Origin of the sequence: Sphingobacterium sp. ML3W, from assembly GCF_029542085.1 — a bacterium.
In the GTDB taxonomy this organism is placed as follows: Bacteria; Bacteroidota; Bacteroidia; order Sphingobacteriales; family Sphingobacteriaceae; genus Sphingobacterium.
Genome location: NZ_CP107036.1, coordinates 5,342,005 through 5,362,732 on the forward strand (window position 1 = coordinate 5,342,005; position 20,728 = coordinate 5,362,732).

The following is a 20,728-nucleotide window of genomic DNA, read 5'->3' on the forward strand; positions in this document are numbered from 1 at the left end:
TAATAGATAAAAGTATTAATATAACAGTACAAAATGGGAGATTAATTGTCTCTAATAGGACTAAAAATAAAGTTTTTAGTGAAAAAAAATAAGATTTCAAGAAAAATTAACTACTTTGTAATATATTTTAGTAAATACGATTTTATGAACCATACAAATAACTATACAGGGCTAGAAGTTGCAATTATTGGTCTATCTTGTAGGTTTCCTGGAGCAAATAATTGGAGGGAATTTTGGGAGAATATCAAATCTGGTAAGGAGCAGCTTAAATATGTGGATTTTGAAGAAAGTATGAATCTGGACGAAGGTTATATAAATTCATATTTTTCTGTAGACAATAAAGATAAATTCGATCCAGTATTTTTCGGTTATCGACCCGATGAGGTAGAAATCATGAACCCAGTGCATAGAATGTTCCATGAATGTGTGTGGGAGGCTCTCGAAGATAGTGGATATGGAAATTCGAAAACTAGAGACATCACTGGAATATATGCAGGTGCCAATTCTGATTTCGATTGGCAAGTATATTCTAAAATTAAAGGAAGTGGTGCAACTATTGATAATTTTACAAAAGATATTCTATCAAATCGAGATTTTTTATGCTCTCTTATAGCATATAAATTAGATTTACGTGGACCTGCTTGTTTTGTTAATACGGCCTGTTCAACATCTTTGGTTGCAGTCCATATGGCGTGTAGAGCTTTATTAACAGGAGAAGTGAATTTGGCTATTGCAGGAGGAATAACATTAAAGTTAGAAAAAGAACAAGGATACCTTTATCGTGATGGTTTAACTATGTCGAAAGATGGTCACTGCCGAACCTTCGATAAAGATGCAACAGGTACTGTTGGAAGTGAGGGCGCAGGAGCAATTATTTTAAAGAGATTGGACGATGCGATTAAGGATGGAGACAATGTCTATGCAATAGTTAAGGGATCGCATATTAATAATGATGGAAATAGAAAAGTAGGATTTACAGCTCCAAGTGTGGTAGGGCAAACAGACTGTATTAAAGGAGCTTTAAAATTCTCTAAAGTTGATTATAAATCAATTGAATATATTGAAGCTCATGGTACGGCTACTAAATTAGGAGATCCTATAGAAGTGGCAGCTCTTAATAGAGCCTTTAATGATGACTGTTCACATGTTTGTAAGATTGGTTCCGTAAAGACAAATATTGGACATCTAGACATCGCAGCAGGAATCGCGGGGCTAATAAAAACAGTATTGGCATTGAAATTTAGGATGTTACCACCTAGTCTACATTTTAATGAAGCTAATCCAGAAATTAATTTTGCACAAGGCCCATTTGTTGTAAACAAAATATTAAGTAAAATTTCTAGTAAAACTGTTGCTCGTGCTGGGGTAACATCTCTAGGGATAGGAGGCACGAATGCTCATGTTGTCCTTGAGGAATTTAAAAATAATGAGACTTCAAGAAAAGAAAATAATGAAACACTTAAATTATTAGTTTGTTCTGCCAGAACTTCTTCATCGTTATCTGATTTGCTACAGAGACTAGCTTTATTTATCAAAACAAATAAAAATACAGATTTATCTGATTTATGTTATACACTTTTGATCGGCAGAACTGAGTTTGAACATAGAATAACTATTGAATTCGAAGCTAGAGGTGATCTTTTGATGATGTTGGAAGCTGAAGCTTCTTATCCAAAACAATTTACTTTAAACAAAAATGTGTCTCCAATTTTTATTTTAGGCGATAACTCTCAAATTTCTATCGATGCAGTGCGTAGCTTTTATAAAATATACGGAGGGTTTCGTGAAATAATTGACCACGGGCTGTCGTGTTTGGAGCGAATTGCAGGCAATAATATTTATTGGAAATATATTTTTTTAAGAGAAAATCCTGATTGGGAGGTAATTAGTAATCTAGATCCATTGTTTTTTTTAATAGAATATGGAATTGCCCACTTTTTAACGAGTGTGGGTATAAAACCAGCTTTTATTATCAGTTTTGGTAGAGGGGAATACGTTTCTGCCTGCTTAGCTGATGCATTTATATTAGAAGATGCTCTATGGGTATTGTATGAAAGGGAAAAAAACACTGAAGCTAAATATTTAGAGATTCTTCAGAATGTTCAATTTTCAAAAACAAAAATCCCTTTTTATTCAAGTGCCTTAGGTAAAGTTATAACGGCAGGTACCCAATTGGATATAAGTTATTTATTACAGCCTTCAAACGAACAGATTACAATTTATGATATCATTAAAATTACAAATGTCGATCTTGATAATTCACTATTTATAGAAATTGGAAATCTCTCTTATGTTTCAACTTTAACTCAAGAAATGTCTAGGGAAGATGTAAAAAATATTCAAATAGATTGTTCGATAATAAATGGTTCAATTTTAGATAGTTTTTTGAAAAGTATAACTAAGATTTGGGAATATGGATTTAATATAGATTGGCAAATTTTGGTAAAAGGAATGGGTAATAGGATCTCTATACCAACATATGCGTTTGATCAAAAAGTTTTTCCATCAGAGGTTGACTTTCAAGATTTGCTACGAAGTGTAGGCGAAACGAAACTGGTTAATAGAGATATTCTTGATTGGTTTTATATTCCTCAATGGAAATTACTGAATAAACATATTTATGATGATAATTTTTTAAAGAATAAAACAATAATAGTGTTTAGTAATCAGGGGGATTTTTTTGATAAGATAATCGAGGGTCTTGAGTGCGATAATGTTGTTGTAAAGATTTTAAGAGGAAGTAAATTTTTGGAAAGATCAACAAATTGTTATGAGTTAAATCCAAATAATGAAAATGAGTATCACCAACTTTTTGCAATGTTTAAAAGTAGAAATGTTTTGGTAGATAGTGTTTTACATTTGTGGAATATTGATTCCCAATTAACCACTATACGAAATATTTCTGATGAATATGACCATTATCATTTAATAGGATATCAATCTATATTGAAGATAGCTCGGACTTATTCACTGTTTTTCGGAGCAAAAGATCTATCATTCGATTTAGTAAGCGATAGAGTATATTCTTTAAACTCTGTGGATATTAACATAGCTGATAAAAGTTTGGGTATTGGAGCTCTAAAAGTCGTTTCTTTGGAATTCCCCAATATAAAATGTAGAAGTATAGGGATCGAGAGTAGCGGTGAACAAGGCCATTTTGAAATTTTAAATGAAATTAAAAAATATCATAAACATTTCATTGAAGTATTGATAAAAAATGGAATAAGATATTGTAAAGATTTCGAGAAATTAGAATTAACTAAGTCATTAGACAAATTTAGTTTTCGTAAGGGAGGGATATATTTAGTAACAGGTGGTACGGGTGGTTTGGGCCGCGTTTTAGTTCAGTTTCTTATTAATCAATATGAGGCTAAAGTTATAGTTTTGAGTAGAAGTTCTAATAATGAAGATATAGGGCAGGTAAGTGATATATTTTATTTGCAATGTGATATAGGATGTTATGATATTGTACAAAAGAAAATTCATGAAATAGAGTTACAGATCGGTAAAATTAATGGTGTATTTCATTTAGCTGGTAATGCAGATTTTGGTGGTGTAATAGTAAAAAGAAATGAAACTGACGAATCCTCTATCTTTAGCCCGAAAATTTTAGGGATAAAAAATCTTTATAATATTTTTCACAAAAGAAATCTAGATTTCTTTTTAAATTTTTCTTCTTTGGCTGCTTCTTTCGGGGCTTTTGGTCAGGTTGGATATACTGCAGCAAATTCTTATATAGATTCATTCGTTAATCAATACAATACTGAATTTCCATTCATTAGTGTGCAACTAGATCGAGTGCTAGATGTAGGTATGGCGACGAAAGTTAATTATATAAAGAAATCTAACTTAATCGGGGTTGGGGATGACTTTGGTCTGTTTTCGAGAGATTTTTGTAATATTATTGAATATGTGTTAAGTATAGGTGTTAAAAATCAAATTATTTCAAGAAAAGGAATTGAGTTCTATAAAAATAGATACTTGAAATCTGAAGACAAATTTAATATATCCGAACTGGCTAATTCAAAGGGCGAGATTGGTGAAATCCATAGTTTGAATAAATTGATAGAACTTTTTGAAAGCTTTTTTGGAATTAAAGGTATTCAAAAAAATGATAATTTTTTTGACTTGGGAGGCGATTCCTTAAAAGCAATGACATTTTTGAGAGAATTAAGAGCGAGTTTTGGTGTAGATCTTTCTTTGGCGGAATTATTTGATTTGGAAGATATTAAGGAATTGTCTCAAGTTATTGATGAGGTTAGATCATTTAAAGATCAGAATAAATCCTTAGGTAAATCAAGCTTTATTATATGAAAATTCTACATTTATTAAAAGTTTTAAAAAATTCTAATATAGAATTATCTGTGAATGGTGAAGATCTTATAGTTCATCATTCAGAGTTTGATATTCCAAACCCTTTATTAATAGATGAAATTAGGAGAAATAAGGTAGAAATTTTAAATTTTTTTAATAAAAATTCATCAAATAGGATTAATAAGGCGGCCGATAGTGATTCCGGTTACCCTTTGTCGTCCTCGCAGCGTCGTCTATGGGTTGTGAGCCAGTTTGACGGGGGCAGCGGTGCCTACCATGTTCCGTCGGTTTATGTTTTCCGTGGTGTTCTTGATATTTCTGCACTGGAGGGATCGTTCCGCGAGCTCATCGGGCGTCATGAGATCCTGCGGACGGTTTTCCGTACGGTTGATGGGGGAGATGTGCGTCAGGTTGTTCTTTCAGCGGAAGAGGCGGGATTTTCCCTTGCATACCGGGATCTTACTGGAGAGGGTTATGCAATAGAGGGGGGGGGTGTTGATGAACTGCTGTCCTCTGAGATCGGGCGTCCTTTTGACCTATCTTCGGGCCCCCTGCTTCGTGCGCACCTTTACCGTACAGGTCCCTCGGAGTGGGTTTTTCTGTGCACGATGCACCATATCATCAGTGATGGCTGGTCTATGGGTATCATGGTCAAGGAAGTTCTGTCGCTTTATGGTTCGCTTTCTTCTGGCTTGGTGTCGGATCTGCCGTCGCTTGAGCTTCAGTACCGTGATTATGCGAGCTGGGAGTCTGGTCATCTGTCCGGGGACTTTTTTTCTGTTTCTCGTTCCTACTGGCTTGAGCAGCTCGGGGGTGAGCTTCCGGTGCTGCAGCTGCCTGAGGACCTTGTGCGTCCTTCCGTAAAGAGCTACCGTGGTTCCCGTGTTTCTGTTTCGTTGTCGTTGTCTGACTCCGTTGCCTTCCGTTCTGTGCTGCAGGGGTCAGGCTGTACGCTTTTCATGGGCTGTCTGGCTTCCGTGAACGGACTTTTTTACCGTTACAGCGGTCAGACAGACCAGGTCATCGGTAGTCCCATTGCTGGGCGTGAGCATGCCGGTCTTTCCGGCCAGCTGGGTTTTTATGCGAACACGCTTGCTTTTCGGAGCCGTTTTACTGGAGAAGAGGATTTTCTGGGGCTTCTGTCGCAAGTTCGTTCTGTTTGCCTTGGCGGTTATGCGCACCAGCTTTATCCTTTTGAGCGTTTGGTTGAGGAACTGGGAGTTGTCCGTGACATGGGGCGCAACCCGCTTTTCGATGTTATGGTGAGCGTTCAGGAAGATAGTGCTGTTGGGTCTGGTGCTGTTTGTGTGGGGGGTGTTGAGGTTAGCGGTTACGGGGGTTCTTATGGGGACTCTACGAGCAAGTTTGACCTTCTGTTTACGTTTTCGGAATCCGGGGGCGTTCTTTCTGTTGGGCTTGAGTACAGCACGGATGTTTATAGCGATTCGCGGGCGCGGATTATCCTTGAGCACCTGCGTAGTTTCATCTGCTGTGTTTCAGCGAATCCTGGAGTTCGTCTTGGGGAAGTTGCCTATCTGGGGGCAGAAGAGGTCGATCGTCTTGTTTATGGGTTTAATGCGACGGAAGTTTCTTATCCTGAGGGTGAGAGTGTTGTGAGTCTTTTTGAGTCTGGTGCGGCTCTTTATGGTGATCTACCGGCCGTGGTCTACGGGGACCGGGAGCTGAGCTACCGTGATCTGGACTGTTTGTCGAACCGTCTTGGGGACTATCTCCGACGGGAGCACGGTGTTGGCCGTGAAGTTCTTGTTGGTTTGCTTTTGGAGCGTTCTGAATGGATGGTGGTTGCGATTCTCGGTGTTCTTAAGGCCGGAGGGGCGTATGTTCCCATTGACCCCGGTTATCCGCGGTCGAGGGTTGAGTATATGTTGTCCGACAGTGGCTGCCGTGTTGTTATAGATGACTCTTTTCTGACCGCTTTTCGGTCGGTGATGGGCGATTACAGTGCGGATTCCCTTGAAGGGGTTACCGATGGCAGTGACCTTGCATATGTTATCTATACTTCTGGTTCTACGGGTGAACCCAAGGGGGTTATGGTGGAGCATCGAAATGTAGTCAACACAATTCTTGGTCAGCAAGAAATATTCGGAGTAATTAAGCAAAAAAAACATCTCCAGTATGCATCATTTTCCTTTGATGCTTCTATTTCCGAGATTTTTGTTTGTTTATTTTCGGGAGGAAGTCTCTACATAGTGGATAATTTGACAAAAGAGGATCCAAATCTTCTTGGGAGTTATATCGAAAATAATTCAATATCAATTGCTACTATTCCACCTGCCATCCTTAGTCTTATGGGAAATAAATTCTTTAAGGAAGTAGAGGTTTTGATATTTGCAGGGGAGGTCACTTCACAAGAGACCTATCAAAAATTCGGAGAAGTACTGAATTACTTTTATAATGCATATGGGCCAACTGAAACTAGCATTTGTGCAAGCATCTATAAAGGTGAAGTATTATTGTGTAAATCACTTTCCAATGTACCCATTGGATTACCTATAGGTAATACATGGATCTATATTCTTGACGGTAATATGGAGGTTGTTCCTGAGGGCTGTCTGGGTGAGATCTACATTGGTGGTGCTGGTGTTTCACGGGGTTACCTTAACCGTCCCGATCTGACGTCTTTGCGATTTGTAGCTGATCCCTACCGTCCCGGGGAGCGTCTTTACCGTACGGGCGATCTCGGTGTTCGTCTGTCAGGAGGAGAGATCGAGTACCGGGGCCGCATGGACGACCAGGTAAAGGTGCGTGGCTACCGTATCGAGCTTGGTGAGGTTGACCGTTTTGTTCAGAGCTGTTCGGGTATCCTGGGAAGTGTTACGGTTGTACGTGAGGTCAATGGTGGGGACCGGGAGCTTGTTTCGTATATTGTTGGCGCGGGCGCTGTTGATGTGGGCGCTCTTCGGGCTGAGCTTGGGGAGCTGGTTCCGTCTTATATGGTTCCGTCACGTTATGTTGAGCTTTCGGAGCTTCCGCTGACATCGAACGGTAAGGTTGACCGGAAGTCATTGCCTGATCCCGATGAAGGTCTGTTGGGTACGGGTACGGAGTATGTTGGTGCCCGTAATGCGGTGGAGTCTCTTCTGGTTTCGATCTGGGAGGAAGTTCTGGGCCGTTCGGGCATCGGTATCCACGACAATTTTTTTGATCTTGGGGGGAACAGTCTGCGGGCTATCCGTCTTTCGGGCAGTGTTTCGCGGAGTTTCCATGTTCAGATGTCCCTGCAGGACCTTTTCCTGCACCCTACGGTTTCGGGTCAGTCAGGTCTTCTTTCCAGGGGCAACCTTCCGGGCGTTGTAGGCATCGCTCGGGTTCCCGACAGTGATTCCGGTTACCCTTTGTCGTCCTCGCAGCGTCGTCTATGGGTTCTGAGCCAGTTTGATGGGGGCAGCATGGCCTACCATGTTCCGTCGGTTTATGTTTTCCGTGGTGTTCTGGACATTTCTGCACTGGAGGGGTCTTTCCGCGAGCTCATCGGGCGCCATGAGATCCTTCGGACGGTTTTCCGTACGGTTGATGGGGGAGATGTGCGTCAGGTGGTTCTTTCAGCGGAAGAGGCGGGATTTTCCCTTGCATACCGGGATCTTACTGGAGAGGGTTATGCAATAGAGGGGGGTGTTGTTGATGAGCTGCTGTCCTCTGAGATCGGGCGTCCTTTTGACCTATCTTCGGGCCCTCTGCTTCGTGCACACCTTTACCGTACAGGTCGCTCGGAGTGGGTTTTTCTGTGCACGATGCACCATATCATCAGTGATGGCTGGTCTATGGGTATCATGGTCAAGGAAGTTCTGTCGCTTTATGGTTCGCTTTCTTCTGGCTTGGTGTCGGATCTGCCGTCGCTTGAGCTTCAGTACCGTGATTATGCGAGCTGGGAGTCTGGTCATCTGTCCGGGGACTTTTTTTCTGTTTCTCGTTCCTACTGGCTTGAGCAGCTCGGGGGTGAGCTTCCGGTGCTGCAGCTGCCTGAGGACCTTGTGCGTCCTTCCGTAAAGAGCTACCGTGGTTCCCGTGTTTCTGTTTCGTTGTCGTTGTCTGACTCCGTTGCCTTCCGTTCTGTGCTTCAGGGGTCAGGCTGTACGCTTTTCATGGGCTGCCTGGCTTCCGTGAACGGACTTTTTTACCGTTACAGCGGTCAGACAGACCAGGTCATCGGTAGTCCCATTGCTGGGCGTGAGCATGCCGGTCTTTCCGGCCAGCTGGGTTTTTATGCGAACACGCTTGCTTTTCGGAGCCGTTTTACTGGAGAAGAAGATTTTCTGGGGCTTCTGTCGCAAGTTCGTTCTGTTTGCCTTGGCGGTTATGCGCACCAGCTTTATCCTTTTGACCGTTTAGTTGAGGAACTGGGAGTTGTCCGTGACATGGGGCGCAACCCGCTTTTCGATGTTCAAGTTCTTTTTCAATATAATGATAATTCAATTGGTTTTGATAATAAAGATTTAAATATCAGTCCTTATAATGGGGTAGAAAATATAAATGCTGCTTTTGACCTGATATTTTTGTTTTCGGAATCGGAAGGAAGGCTTTCTGTAGATCTACAGTACAACACGGATGTTTATAGCGATTCGCGGGCGCGGAGTATCCTTGAGCACCTGCGTAGTTTCATCTGCTGTGTTTCAGCGAGTCCTGGAGTTCGTCTTGGGGAAGTTGCCTATCTGGGGGCAGATGAGGTTGATCGTCTTGTTTATGGGTTTAATGCGACGGAAGTTTCTTATCCTGAGGGGGAGAGTATTGTGAGTCTTTTTGAGTCTAGTGCGGCTCTTTATGGTGATCTACCGGCCGTGGTTTACGGGGATCGGGAGCTGAGCTACCGTGATTTGAATGGTTTAGCTAATCAGGTTAGTTATCATTTACGTACGCAGCACGGAGTTGGAGATGGTGCATTGATCGGAATTGTGCTGGATCGTTCGGAATGGATGGTGGTTGCGATTCTCGGTGTTCTTAAGGCCGGAGGAGCTTATGTTCCCATTGACTCGGGTTATCCCCAATCAAGAATAGATTATCTTATTCAGGATAGCTGTTGTCAAGCAATCATAACACAGGCTGATTATATTTTCAATTTTTCGAATTTTGAAGGGAGTCTATATGCTATAGATATAGAAATAAATTCTGAGGACACGTGTTTTGAGAATGTACCTATAGTAATTAGTAGCAGTGACCTTGCATATGTTATCTATACTTCTGGTTCTACGGGTGAACCCAAGGGGGTTATGGTGGAGCATCGAAATGTAGTCAACACAATTCTTGGTCAGCAAGAAATATTCGGAGTAATTAAGCAAAAAAAACATCTCCAGTATGCATCATTTTCCTTTGATGCTTCTATTTCCGAGATTTTTGTTTGTTTATTTTCGGGAGGAAGTCTCTACATAGTGGATAATTTGACAAAAGAGGATCCAAATCTTCTTGGGAGTTATATCGAAAATAATTCAATATCAATTGCTACTATTCCACCTGCCATCCTTAGTCTTATGGGAAATAAATTCTTTAAGGAAGTAGAGGTTTTGATATTTGCAGGGGAGGTCACTTCACAAGAGACCTATCAAAAATTCGGAGAAGTACTGAATTACTTTTATAATGCATATGGGCCAACTGAAACTAGCATTTGTGCAAGCATCTATAAAGGTGAAGTATTATTGTGTAAATCACTTTCCAATGTACCCATTGGATTACCTATAGGTAATACATGGATCTATATTCTTGACGGTAATATGGAGGTTGTTCCTGAGGGCTGTCTGGGTGAGATCTACATTGGTGGTGCTGGTGTTTCACGGGGTTACCTTAACCGTCCCGATCTGACGTCTTTGCGATTTGTAGCTGATCCCTACCGTGCGGGGGAGCGTCTTTACCGTACGGGCGATCTCGGTGTTCGTCTGTCAGGAGGAGAGATCGAGTACCGGGGCCGTATGGACGACCAGGTAAAGGTGCGTGGCTACCGTATCGAGCTTAGCGAGGTTGACCGTTCTGTTCAGCGCTGTTCGGGTATCCTGGGTAGTGTTACCGTTGCACGTGAGGTCAATGGGGGGGATCGGGAGCTTGTTTCGTATATTGTTAGCTCTGTCCCTGTTGATGTGGGCGCTCTTCGAGCGGAGCTTGGGGAGCTGGTTCCGTCTTATATGGTTCCGTCGCGTTATGTTGAGCTTTCGGAGCTTCCCCTGACATCGAACGGTAAGGTCGACCGGAAGTCATTGCCTGATCCCGACGAGGGTGTGTTGGGCACGGGTACGGAGTATGTGGGTGCGCGTAATGCGGTGGAGTCTCTTCTGGTTTCGATCTGGGAGGAAGTTCTGGGCCGTTCGGGCATCGGTATCCACGACAATTTTTTTGATCTTGGGGGGAACAGTCTGCGGGCTATCCGTCTTTCGGGCAGTGTTTCGCGGAGTTTCCATGTTCAGATGTCCCTGCAGGACCTTTTCCTGCACCCTACGGTTTCGGGTCAGTCAGGTCTTCTTTCCAGGGGCAACCTTCCGGGCGTTGTAGGCATCGCTCGGGTTCCCGACAGTGATTCCGGTTACCCTTTGTCGTCCTCGCAGCGTCGTCTATGGGTTCTGAGCCAGTTTGATGGGGGCAGCATGGCCTACCATGTTCCGTCGGTTTATGTTTTCCGTGGTGTTCTGGACATTTCTGCACTGGAGGGGTCTTTCCGCGAGCTCATCGGGCGCCATGAGATCCTTCGGACGGTTTTCCGTACGGTTGATGGGGGAGATGTGCGTCAGGTTGTTCTTTCAGCGGAAGATGCGGGATTTTCCCTTGCATACCGTGATCTTATTGGAGAGGGTTATGCAATAGAGGGAGGGGGTGTTGAGGGGCTGCTGTCCTCTGAGATCGTGCGTCCTTTTGACCTATCTTCGGGCCCCCTGCTTCGTGCGCACCTTTACCGTACAGGTCCCTCGGAGTGGGTTTTTCTGTGCACGATGCACCATATCATCAGTGATGGCTGGTCTATGGGTATCATGGTCAAGGAAGTTCTGTCGCTTTATGGTTCGCTTTCTTCTGGTTTGGTGGCGGATCTGCCGTCGCTTGAACTTCAGTACCGTGATTATGCGAGCTGGGAGTCTGGTCATCTGTCCGGGGACTTTTTTTCTGTCTCTCGTTCCTACTGGCTTGAGCAGCTGGGGGGTGAGCTTCCGGTGCTGCAGCTGCCTGAGGACCTTGTGCGTCCTGCAGTAAAGAGCTACCGTGGTTCCCGTGTTTCTGTTTCGTTGTCGTTGTCTGACTCCGTGGCCTTCCGTTCTGTGCTGCAGGGGTCAGGCTGTACGCTTTTCATGGGCTGTCTGGCTTCTGTCAACGGTCTTTTTTACCGTTACAGCGGTCAGACAGACCAGGTCATCGGTAGTCCCATTGCTGGGCGTGAGCATGCCGGTCTTTCCGGTCAGCTGGGTTTTTATGCGAACACGCTTGCTTTTCGGAGCCGTTTTACGGGAGAAGAAGATTTTCTGGGGCTTCTGTCGCATGTTCGTTCTGTTTGCCTTGGCGGTTATGCGCACCAGCTTTATCCTTTTGAGCGTTTGGTTGAGGAACTGGGAGTTGTACGTGACATGGGGCGCAACCCGCTGTTCGATGTCATGTTGAGCGTTCAGGAAGATAGTGCTATAGGGTCTGGTGCTGTTTGTGTGGGGGGTGTTGAGGTTAGCGGTTACGAGGGTTCTTATGGGGACTCTACGAGCAAGTTTGACCTTCTGTTTACGTTTTCGGAATCCGGGGGCGTTCTTTCTGTTGGGCTTGAGTACAGCACGGATGTTTATAGCGATTCGCGGGCGCGGATTATCCTTGAGCACCTGCGTAGTTTCATCTGCTGTGTTTCAGCGAATCCTGGAGTTCGTCTTGGGGAAGTTGCCTATCTGGGGGCAGAAGAGGTCGATCGTCTTGTTTATGGGTTTAATGCGACGGGAGTTTCTTATCCTGAGGGTGAGAGTGTTGTGAGTCTTTTTGAGTCCAGTGCGGCTCTTTATGGTGATCTACCGGCCGTGGTCTACGGGGACCGGGAGCTGAGCTACCGTGATCTGGACTGTTTGTCGAACCGTCTTGGGGACTATCTCAGACGGGAGCACGGTGTTGGCCGTGAAGTTCTTGTTGGTTTGCTTTTGGAGCGTTCGGAATGGATGGTGGTTGCGATCCTCGGTGTTCTTAAGGCCGGAGGGGCGTATGTTCCCATTGACCCGGGTTATCCGCGGTCGAGGGTTGATTATATGTTGTCCGACAGTGGCTGCCGTGTTGTTATAGATGACTCTTTTCTGTCCGATTTTCGGTCGGTGATGGGCGATTACAGTGCGGATTCCCTTGAAGGGGTTATCGATGGCAGAGACCTTGCATATGTTATCTATACTTCTGGTTCTACGGGTGAACCCAAGGGGGTTATGGTTGAGCATAGAAATGTGGTTTCTTTTTTCTTAAACTTTAATGTGAGTTTTAAAGAAATGAAATCGATTTTGTTTTTTACTAACTACACATTTGATATATCAGTCCTTGAAATCTTGGGAGGACTTTGCCATGGTTTGATTATAAATGTTTTGGATAGCAACGATCCTGAGGTAATTATAAGGGGAATTTTGAACAGGGACGTGGATGTTGTGCAAACTACCCCGTCGCGGCTTAAAGTTTTGCTGTCATATGATGAAAATTTCGTTGATAAGATCAAGATGTTAATAGTTGGAGGAGAGCTTTTGCCAATAAACCTATTTGAGAAGCTAAAGAGTTTTGGTAAAACGGAAATATACAATATGTACGGGCCAACTGAAACAACAATTTGGAGTACAGGATTAAAAATAAATGCAAGTGAAAGATGTACGATAGGTCGCCCCTTGCATAACGAATATATTTATATTCTTGACGGTAATATGGGAGTTGTTCCTGAGGGCTGTGTGGGTGAGATCTATATCGGTGGCGCTGGTGTTTCCCGGGGTTACCTTAACCGTCCCGATCTGACGTCTTTGCGATTTGTAGAAAATCCCTACCGTCCTGGTGAGCGATTCTATTGCACCGGAGATTTTGCTCGGTGGCTAAATAATGGCTCAATCGAATTTTTAGGACGAAAAGATGATCAAGTAAAAATACGTGGGCAGCGGATTGAATTAAATGAAATAGATACTTTCGTTCAACAATTTTCAGGAGTCAATACTTCTAAATCAGTTATGGCTGAAAAGCTAGGGATGGAACCGCAATTGATAACATATATTGTGTCATCTGAAAAAGTTGATATTAAAAAACTTCGAAAATTTCTTGCTGCAAAAATGCCTATAAGCTTACTACCGAATAGTATTATACAATTGGACGAATTTCCACTTAATTTCAATGGAAAGACAGACATACATCGACTAAGAATATTCCCTGAGCAAGAAGAGATTGAAGAGGAAGGATTTATAGGTCAATTCGAGGAAGAAACCCAAATGTTATTATTAGAAATTTGGAAAACAGTTTTAAAAGTAGATGAGTTAGGTGTAAAAGATAATTTTTTTGATATTGGAGGTGATTCTTTTAAATGTATTTCGGTCTTAAATTTCTTGAAAATGCAGTCAACATTTGAGTTATCTATAAGGGATCTCTATTTAAACCCTACGATAGAAGAATTGTCTAAATTAATTTTGGAGGAAAGGAATGAGTAATAGCGGATTTTATGAAATAATTTCTATAATAAACGTGAAATTATCTGAATATTCTACCAAAGTAGAATATTTGAAATTATGTAAGGAGAATATAATTAATTCAGGGGATAATATAAAAAAACAAGCGAACGCAATAATTATTATAGATATGGAGCTTAGAGCATATCAATTTTGTATTAATGAAATTAATGAGATTAAAAATAGGATATGTACAGAAAGATAATTTATATTAAGGCATGGGGCGGGTTGGGAGATATAGTGCTCTCAACCCCTCTTCTAAAAGAATTGAAACAAAAGGAAAATAAGAGAATTGTTATGTTATGTATTACTTCAAAATATAAAGAAATTTATGACAACAATCCATATATAGATTCTATATTATTATTAAATAAAATTAATAAACTTATTTTTCGAGTTTTGGCTAACTTAAAACTTATAGAAATCATTAGTTTTAATTATGCCAAATTACTTCCTAGTATGTTATTTGAGGAGCATGCTACAAAAATTATGGGACGACTGTATAATATATCTATAAAAAGTTTGACACCTCAGATTTATTTGAAAACGGAGGAAAATTTAGAAGCTCAAGAGATATTAAAAGAATATAAACACCCAATTATAATTCATGCTGCAACGTCATTATACAAGAATAAATTATGGAGTAAAGATAAATGGGAAAAATTGGTTGGAAGTATACCAAGTTACACATTTATTCAAATAGGTAGCGAAGACGAGGATAGAATCAAAGGAACTGTTAATTTACAGGGGCTTACGATCCGAAAGTCGATGGCACTCATCAAATATTCGAAAGCTCTTGTTGGCCTAGATTCTTTTTACGCACACGTCGCTGCAGCTTTTGAAGTGCCGGGCATAGTTTTGTTTGGACCTTCTTCCCCTTTAATTTGGGGTCATAAAACAAATATAAATATTAAAGCAAATGTATTTTGTTCACCCTGTATTGATTTATTAAGAAATGACACATGTCCCCATGAAGTCCTATGCATGGATTTGATAGATTTGAAAGAAGTTCGAGAAGCTATTTTATCTATATAGTGAAATTTTATGTGGTAATATGTGGAACATTTTATATCTTTAAGAAATGTTGAAGCATTTTGTAACTAATTATAAGTAACTAATTTCCATTAATGATTGCTGTAATCAAAGAAATAATAAAGGTATTTGGGATAAAAAAATTTTTTGAATGCATATGTTTGGGACTTTTGTCTGGTGTGTTAAATTTTTTTTTTATAAGATGTATAAGTTTTATATTGTCAATTAATCGTGATGATAATTTCTATGTATTGAGTCCTGACTACTTATGGTTATTGATATTGGTGCTGACATTATATATTTGGTCTCGAAGGTATCTAGCAATCGAGGTTATAACTACTTCACAGAAAGTATTATGGAAATTTCGAATCCATATAATTAACAGTGTTCTGAAATCAACATTTCTTGAAATTAAAAATAAAATTCCAAAAGTTCAAACTGGTTTATTGAATGATGTTAATGTGTTAACTGAGATTTCATTTCTTTTTGTTAATTTAATAACATCATTTATATTATCTTTAGCTTGCTTAATATTTATAATTCAAGTTTCTTTTAAATTATTTTTAATTACGGTAGTAGTCTCCATAGTAGGAGTGTATCTGCATCTTTTTAACGAGAAGACTAATACAAATTTTTTGGCATTGGCACGAGAAAATGAAATCTCATTTGTGGATTATGTTAATAAAATACTAAATGGATTTAAGGAAATACATATAGATCCGAAAAAAGGTTTTTTAATTTTAGAGAAAAGGATAATTTCAGTTAAAGATAGGTCCTTTTTTTTTAATACTAAAGCTAATATAGGTTTTTTGAATAGTCAAATCATTGGACAGATTCTATTCTATATTTTTATCGCGTTTCTATTGGTGAAGATATCTTTTCTTATTGGTATTAAATCCTCTGAGTTAATTAGTGTTGTTTTTGTGTTAATATATTTTTTAAACTCCATTCAATCGTTAGTTGGTTTATTGCCTACTTTTGCCAAAGCAAAAGTAACGCTCTTAAATTTAAAAATACTTGAAAAAGAATTGTCGCAGTCGAACTTTAACAATCTAATTTGTGATAAGAAAATGAAAAAAGATGATTTTTTTAACTTAGAGGTTAAGGAATTGGTGGTTGGTTATTCTAATGATGTTGCTAAATACGAAATAGGTCCATTTAATTGGTCTTTGAATAAAAATGAGGTAGTTTTCATTCAAGGTGCTAATGGCAGTGGAAAAACAACTTTTGTTAATTCCTTGCTAGGTTTAAGTGAGGTATTTAGCGGCTCTATTTATTTAAATAATCAAATTGTTTCTTCATCAAATTTTCCTTTATACAAATCGTCCTTTAGTGTAGTTTTTTCAGATTCATTTATTTTCGATGAATTATTATGGTTTGAAAGATATGATTTGAAACAATTTAATGAATATTTGAAACTGTTTGAAATAGAAGATAAAGTTACAATTGATTCTGATAATATAATAAATAGTGCTCTGTTGTCAACGGGACAGAAGAAACGGTTATCGTTAGTTTTAAACCTACTAGAAAATAATCCGATTATTATTTTGGACGAATGGGCCGCCGATCAAGATCCGTATTTTAAGAAGAAATTTTATACTGAAATACTTTCTATTTTAAAAAATGAGGGATTTTCAATTATAGCCATTACACATGACAATGAATATTTTGATTATTGTGATCGAATTTTTAAAATTGAAACGGGAATAATTATGGAGTTACAAAATACTAAATATCACTAAATTTATATAATGTTAAAACCGAAAATATTTTTTTTGCACTTTGCTGGAGGAAACAAATACTCCTATAATTTTATTAAACCATTTTTATTAAATTTTGAGATTTGCGTATTAGAATTGCCCGGACGCGGTGATCGAATACATGAACCTTTATTAAATAATTTTGAAGAAGCGGCAAATGATCTTTTGAGGCAAATATTGTATCAGCTGTCTGGGGAACATTTCATTATTTTCGGACATAGTATGGGAGCGGCGTTGGCTTTTTATATTACTTATAAGTTAGAAAAACTAGGTAAAAAACCGCTTTTTATAATTGAGAGTGGTAATCCCGGTCCTGGAGTAGTTGTTCGTGAAAACTATTCTTCTCTTGGCGATGATGCATTTTGTGATGTGCTAAAAAAAATGGGTGGAATTCCAGAAGCTTTTTTTTATGAACTTGATTTGATGAATTTTTATTTGCCTATTTTAAGATCTGATTTTCAGATAGTAGACGAGACTCAGTTTTTAGTAAATTTTAAAGTTGCTTCACCTATAATAGCTATGATGGGCGAAGAGGAAGAATATGCTAATAGTATTGCGAATTGGAGCAAACACACATATTCTGAATTTAAAGAGTTTGTGCTTAAAGGGGGGCATTTCTTTATATATATGCATCCCGAAGCAATATCAAGAATAATAAATTTAAATTATGGTAAATATTCTGTTTTCTCAAATTGATTTAATTGGCGATTTGGATTTGACTTTGTATAAGTCGCTACTACCAGATCATATAAAAAAAGAAGTCAACAGATTTCGTTTTATAAATGATCAAAAATTAAGTCTACTAGGTAAATTGATGTTGAAATATGCAATTAATTCGAGTGGTACAGGAGACCTAAACTCGTTTAAAAGAGCGGCTAACAATAAGCCATATATACTTGGATGGAAGAATTTTAATATATCGCATTCGAAGGATACAGTCGTATTTTGCACATCAAGTGCTGATATTGGAATTGATATAGAGGCAATTGATAGTTTATTTGCTGTAGATTTGTGTAACTTTTATACCCGAAACGAAAAAAAAATAATTAATGATACTAATAAAAAAGAGCAGAAAATGATAGAAATATGGGTTAGAAAGGAGGCATTTGCTAAAGCTTCTGGTGCAGATTTAGGTAATATTCTTGATAGTGTTGATTGTACACCAAGTAGTATTTTATACAATGATGAACAATGGAAATTCGTGGAATTTCAAGTAAGTAATGATTTTGTTAGTTTTTTCTGTACGAGCGGCTCTTGTTTGGAATTTAATATACAGACTTTCAATCCTAGATGTTTATTATGAATTCTAAGATATTTTCTCTTGTTTTTTCTACTTTTCTTTTATTTTTAGTGGTAATTGGTTTTTCTTCGAGATTATTTTTTATTCCGCCATTGGGCTCATTATTGAATCCGTTCAGTGGCATAGTGCAAAGTGGAAAGCCAGATTTTATTGATAATAAAATTAAAGTTTTCAAAGTAGCGATTCAAGATGAAGTCAATATTTATTATGATAATCGGTTAGTACCGCATATTTACGCCAAGAATACAAACGATTTGTTCTTTACACAAGGTTATGTATCTGCATTTTTGAGACTGTGGCAAATGGATGTCTCTTCTAGGTTTTCGGCGGGTAAGATGTCTGAGATCTTTAGTGGATCGAACTATTTAGAGTTTGATAGAAAGCGTAGGAGGGAGGGGATATTACAATCCGCTCAGGAAAGTTTACATTTGATTGAGAAAGATGCTGAAACAATTCAAGCTTTAACATCATATACAAATGGTGTTAATGCGTATATTAACAATTTAAGCTATGCTGATCTTCCGCTTGAATATAAAATTTATGATATTCCAGTTGAACCGTGGAGTAATTTAAAATCAGTATTGATATTAAAAGGCTTGTCAAGTACGTTGACGGACTACGAAGAGGATTTAGTTATGTCAAAAATGATTTTATCATTAGGAGACAAAAATTTTAATCGGTTATATCCTGAGTCAGTTGGCAATCTTACTCCAATTATAGGTGATGCAACTAGCGAAAAAAATATGCAAATACAGGTCAAAAAACCTGATTACTTGGATTATTCTTTTTTTGAAAAAAAATCTCAAATACACCCAAGATCTTATAATCCAAATTTGGGTAGTAATGCTTGGGCTATTTCGGGGGAGAAATCTGAATCCGGAAATGTTATTTTAGCGGCAGATCCCCATTTAGAATTGACGCTTCCGAACATCTGGCTAGAAATGCAGATACAATGCCCCGATTTATCCGCTTATGGTGTGGGTATACCTGGTATTCCTTCGATTTTAATAGGTTTTAATTCTGATATCGCATGGGGACTTACAAACGGAGCAGAAGATGTTAAAGATTGGTACAAAATGCAAATTTCTCCGGATTATAAAAGTTATAAAAGTGGTGATAAATGGTTGAGCCTGAATAAACGAATTGATTCCATTAAGCGGCGTGATAGTTTTATTTTTATTGATACAGTATATTATTCTCAATTTGGACCAATTGTATATGATAACAATTTTGGAAAAGGGGATTCGCATAAGGATTTCTCGTTGAAATGGGAATTGAATAATCCTTCAAATGATTTAAAAACTTTTATCAATATCAATAAAGCTAAGTGTAGTAATGATTTTATAAAAGCAATAAAAGAACATAGCATTCCTGTATTCAATTTTGTTTACGCAACGAAAGAAGATACAATAGGAGTCTTTCATCAGGGTAAGATTTTAAATAGACACGTAGGTGTAGGTAAGTTTGTATTCGATGGAAGCAAAGAGTCTGCAAACTTATATAATTATATTCCTATGGATAGCCTTCCACACTCAATTAATCCTATATCAAATTATGTAGTTTCAGCTAACCAGAGACCGACATTGCTATCTTATGAATATTATTTTTCTGGAAATTTTCAGGAAACCAGGGCTCAAAAAATAACGCAGTTATTGACAAAAAAAAGTAAGATGAATATTAATGATATGAAAAATATTCAATTAGATAATACAAATGTAATTGCTGAGGAATATTTGAAGCCGATTTTGAAAATGATTAATACACAATCATTAAATAGCAACCAGTTGAAAATTTATTCTAGGCTTTCTACATGGGATTATCAACATAACTTACAAGATTCTGTAGGCTATTTATATGAACAATTTTTAAACTATTTAACGGATATCACATGGGATGAATTGCAACAATACGATTTTGTACGGCGCGCTCCTAATAGTAGAGTTTTACTCGAAATGATTATTAAAGATCCCGAAAATATATATTTTGATCGTTTGGGGTCCAATCGGATAGAGAATTCATATGATGTCGTAAATGAGGCTTTTGGGGTGCTATTGGATAATATAAATACCGGAATGATCAATCAAAATATGTTGTGGGGGAGTTATAACAGTGTTAATTTTAGGTCATTAGGGAATATGTCAGAATTAGGGATGAACAACGTTGCGACCCCAGGTAGTCCTTCCTCAATAAATGCTACTTCTAATAAATGGGGACCTTCATGGCGTATGATTGTGGAACTTGGAGAGAAACCCAAGGCAATAGGTATTTACCCAGGTGGACAATCTGGAAATTTAGCTAGTAAATATTATCAAAACTCCATAATACCATGGAGGGACGGAACTTATTTTGAACTTAATTTTTACGACAATGAAAAGAAAATACCTAAAAAAAAGCACATGGTATGGAATTTTAGAAAGAATTAGTCTATTATTTTTAAATAGATATTTGTTGTTGATTCTACTTATAATAGCGATTAATATATCGCTCGGACTTTTTACTAATTTGGTATGGTGGGGAGTGATCTTTCCTTTAATAGTCATAGGTTATCTGTTTTTCTTTTTAAACCAGTTTAAAAATATTTTCTTAATTGGGTTCGCAGTTGGCTTTATAATTTGGATGGGCGGGAATATTTTATTTAGTTATTTTTACAAAACAGAAATCTTATTGAAGATTAGCACAATCAAAACACA

At 38.7% G+C, this 20,728-nt stretch carries 7 protein-coding genes; all 7 read left to right on the forward strand.

Annotated elements, in window-relative coordinates:
- Nucleotides 1–78: 78 nt before the first annotated feature.
- Complete coding sequence (locus OGI71_RS22225) at nt 79–4,314, forward strand: SDR family NAD(P)-dependent oxidoreductase (protein ID WP_282252013.1); 4,236 nt, start codon at nt 79–81, stop codon at nt 4,312–4,314.
- Nucleotides 4,311–13,928 carry a non-ribosomal peptide synthetase gene (locus OGI71_RS22230; RefSeq protein ID WP_282252015.1) on the forward strand — a complete coding sequence of 3,206 codons (9,618 nt, stop codon included), beginning with the start codon at nt 4,311–4,313 and terminating at the stop codon, nt 13,926–13,928. The genes OGI71_RS22225 and OGI71_RS22230 overlap by 4 nt, the downstream gene beginning before the upstream one ends.
- Before the next feature lie 207 nt (nt 13,929–14,135).
- Entirely contained in the window at nt 14,136–14,981 is an 846-nt protein-coding gene (locus OGI71_RS22235; RefSeq protein ID WP_282252016.1) for a glycosyltransferase family 9 protein, read from the forward strand.
- 92 nt (nt 14,982–15,073) lie between these two features.
- Nucleotides 15,074–16,720 carry an ATP-binding cassette domain-containing protein gene (locus OGI71_RS22240; protein WP_282252017.1) on the forward strand — a complete coding sequence of 549 codons (1,647 nt, stop codon included), beginning with the start codon at nt 15,074–15,076 and terminating at the stop codon, nt 16,718–16,720.
- Between the two features lie 9 nt (nt 16,721–16,729).
- A complete protein-coding gene (locus tag OGI71_RS22245) occupies nt 16,730–17,434 on the forward strand; it encodes an alpha/beta fold hydrolase (protein ID WP_282252018.1) in 705 nt (234 codons plus the stop codon).
- Entirely contained in the window at nt 17,406–18,041 is a 636-nt protein-coding gene (locus OGI71_RS22250) for a 4'-phosphopantetheinyl transferase superfamily protein (protein WP_282252019.1), read from the forward strand. Before OGI71_RS22245 ends, OGI71_RS22250 begins: the two co-directional genes overlap by 29 nt.
- The gene (locus OGI71_RS22255) at nt 18,038–20,461 is read left to right on the forward strand and encodes a penicillin acylase family protein (RefSeq protein ID WP_282252020.1); all 2,424 of its coding nucleotides are present in this window, start codon (nt 18,038–18,040) and stop codon (nt 20,459–20,461) included. The genes OGI71_RS22250 and OGI71_RS22255 overlap by 4 nt, the downstream gene beginning before the upstream one ends.
- Nucleotides 20,462–20,728: the final 267 nt, after the last annotated feature.

Bases quoted from the DNA above. Each gene is read 5' to 3' on its own strand.
- OGI71_RS22230 (WP_282252015.1), top strand. From the start codon at position 4,311: ATGAAAATTCTACATTTATTAAAAGTTTTAAAAAATTCTAATATAGAA.
- OGI71_RS22235 (WP_282252016.1), top strand. From the start codon at position 14,136: ATGTACAGAAAGATAATTTATATTAAGGCATGGGGCGGGTTGGGAGAT.
- OGI71_RS22240 (WP_282252017.1), top strand. From the start codon at position 15,074: ATGATTGCTGTAATCAAAGAAATAATAAAGGTATTTGGGATAAAAAAA.
- OGI71_RS22245 (WP_282252018.1), top strand. From the start codon at position 16,730: ATGTTAAAACCGAAAATATTTTTTTTGCACTTTGCTGGAGGAAACAAA.
- OGI71_RS22250 (WP_282252019.1), top strand. From the start codon at position 17,406: ATGGTAAATATTCTGTTTTCTCAAATTGATTTAATTGGCGATTTGGAT.
- OGI71_RS22255 (WP_282252020.1), top strand. From the start codon at position 18,038: ATGAATTCTAAGATATTTTCTCTTGTTTTTTCTACTTTTCTTTTATTT.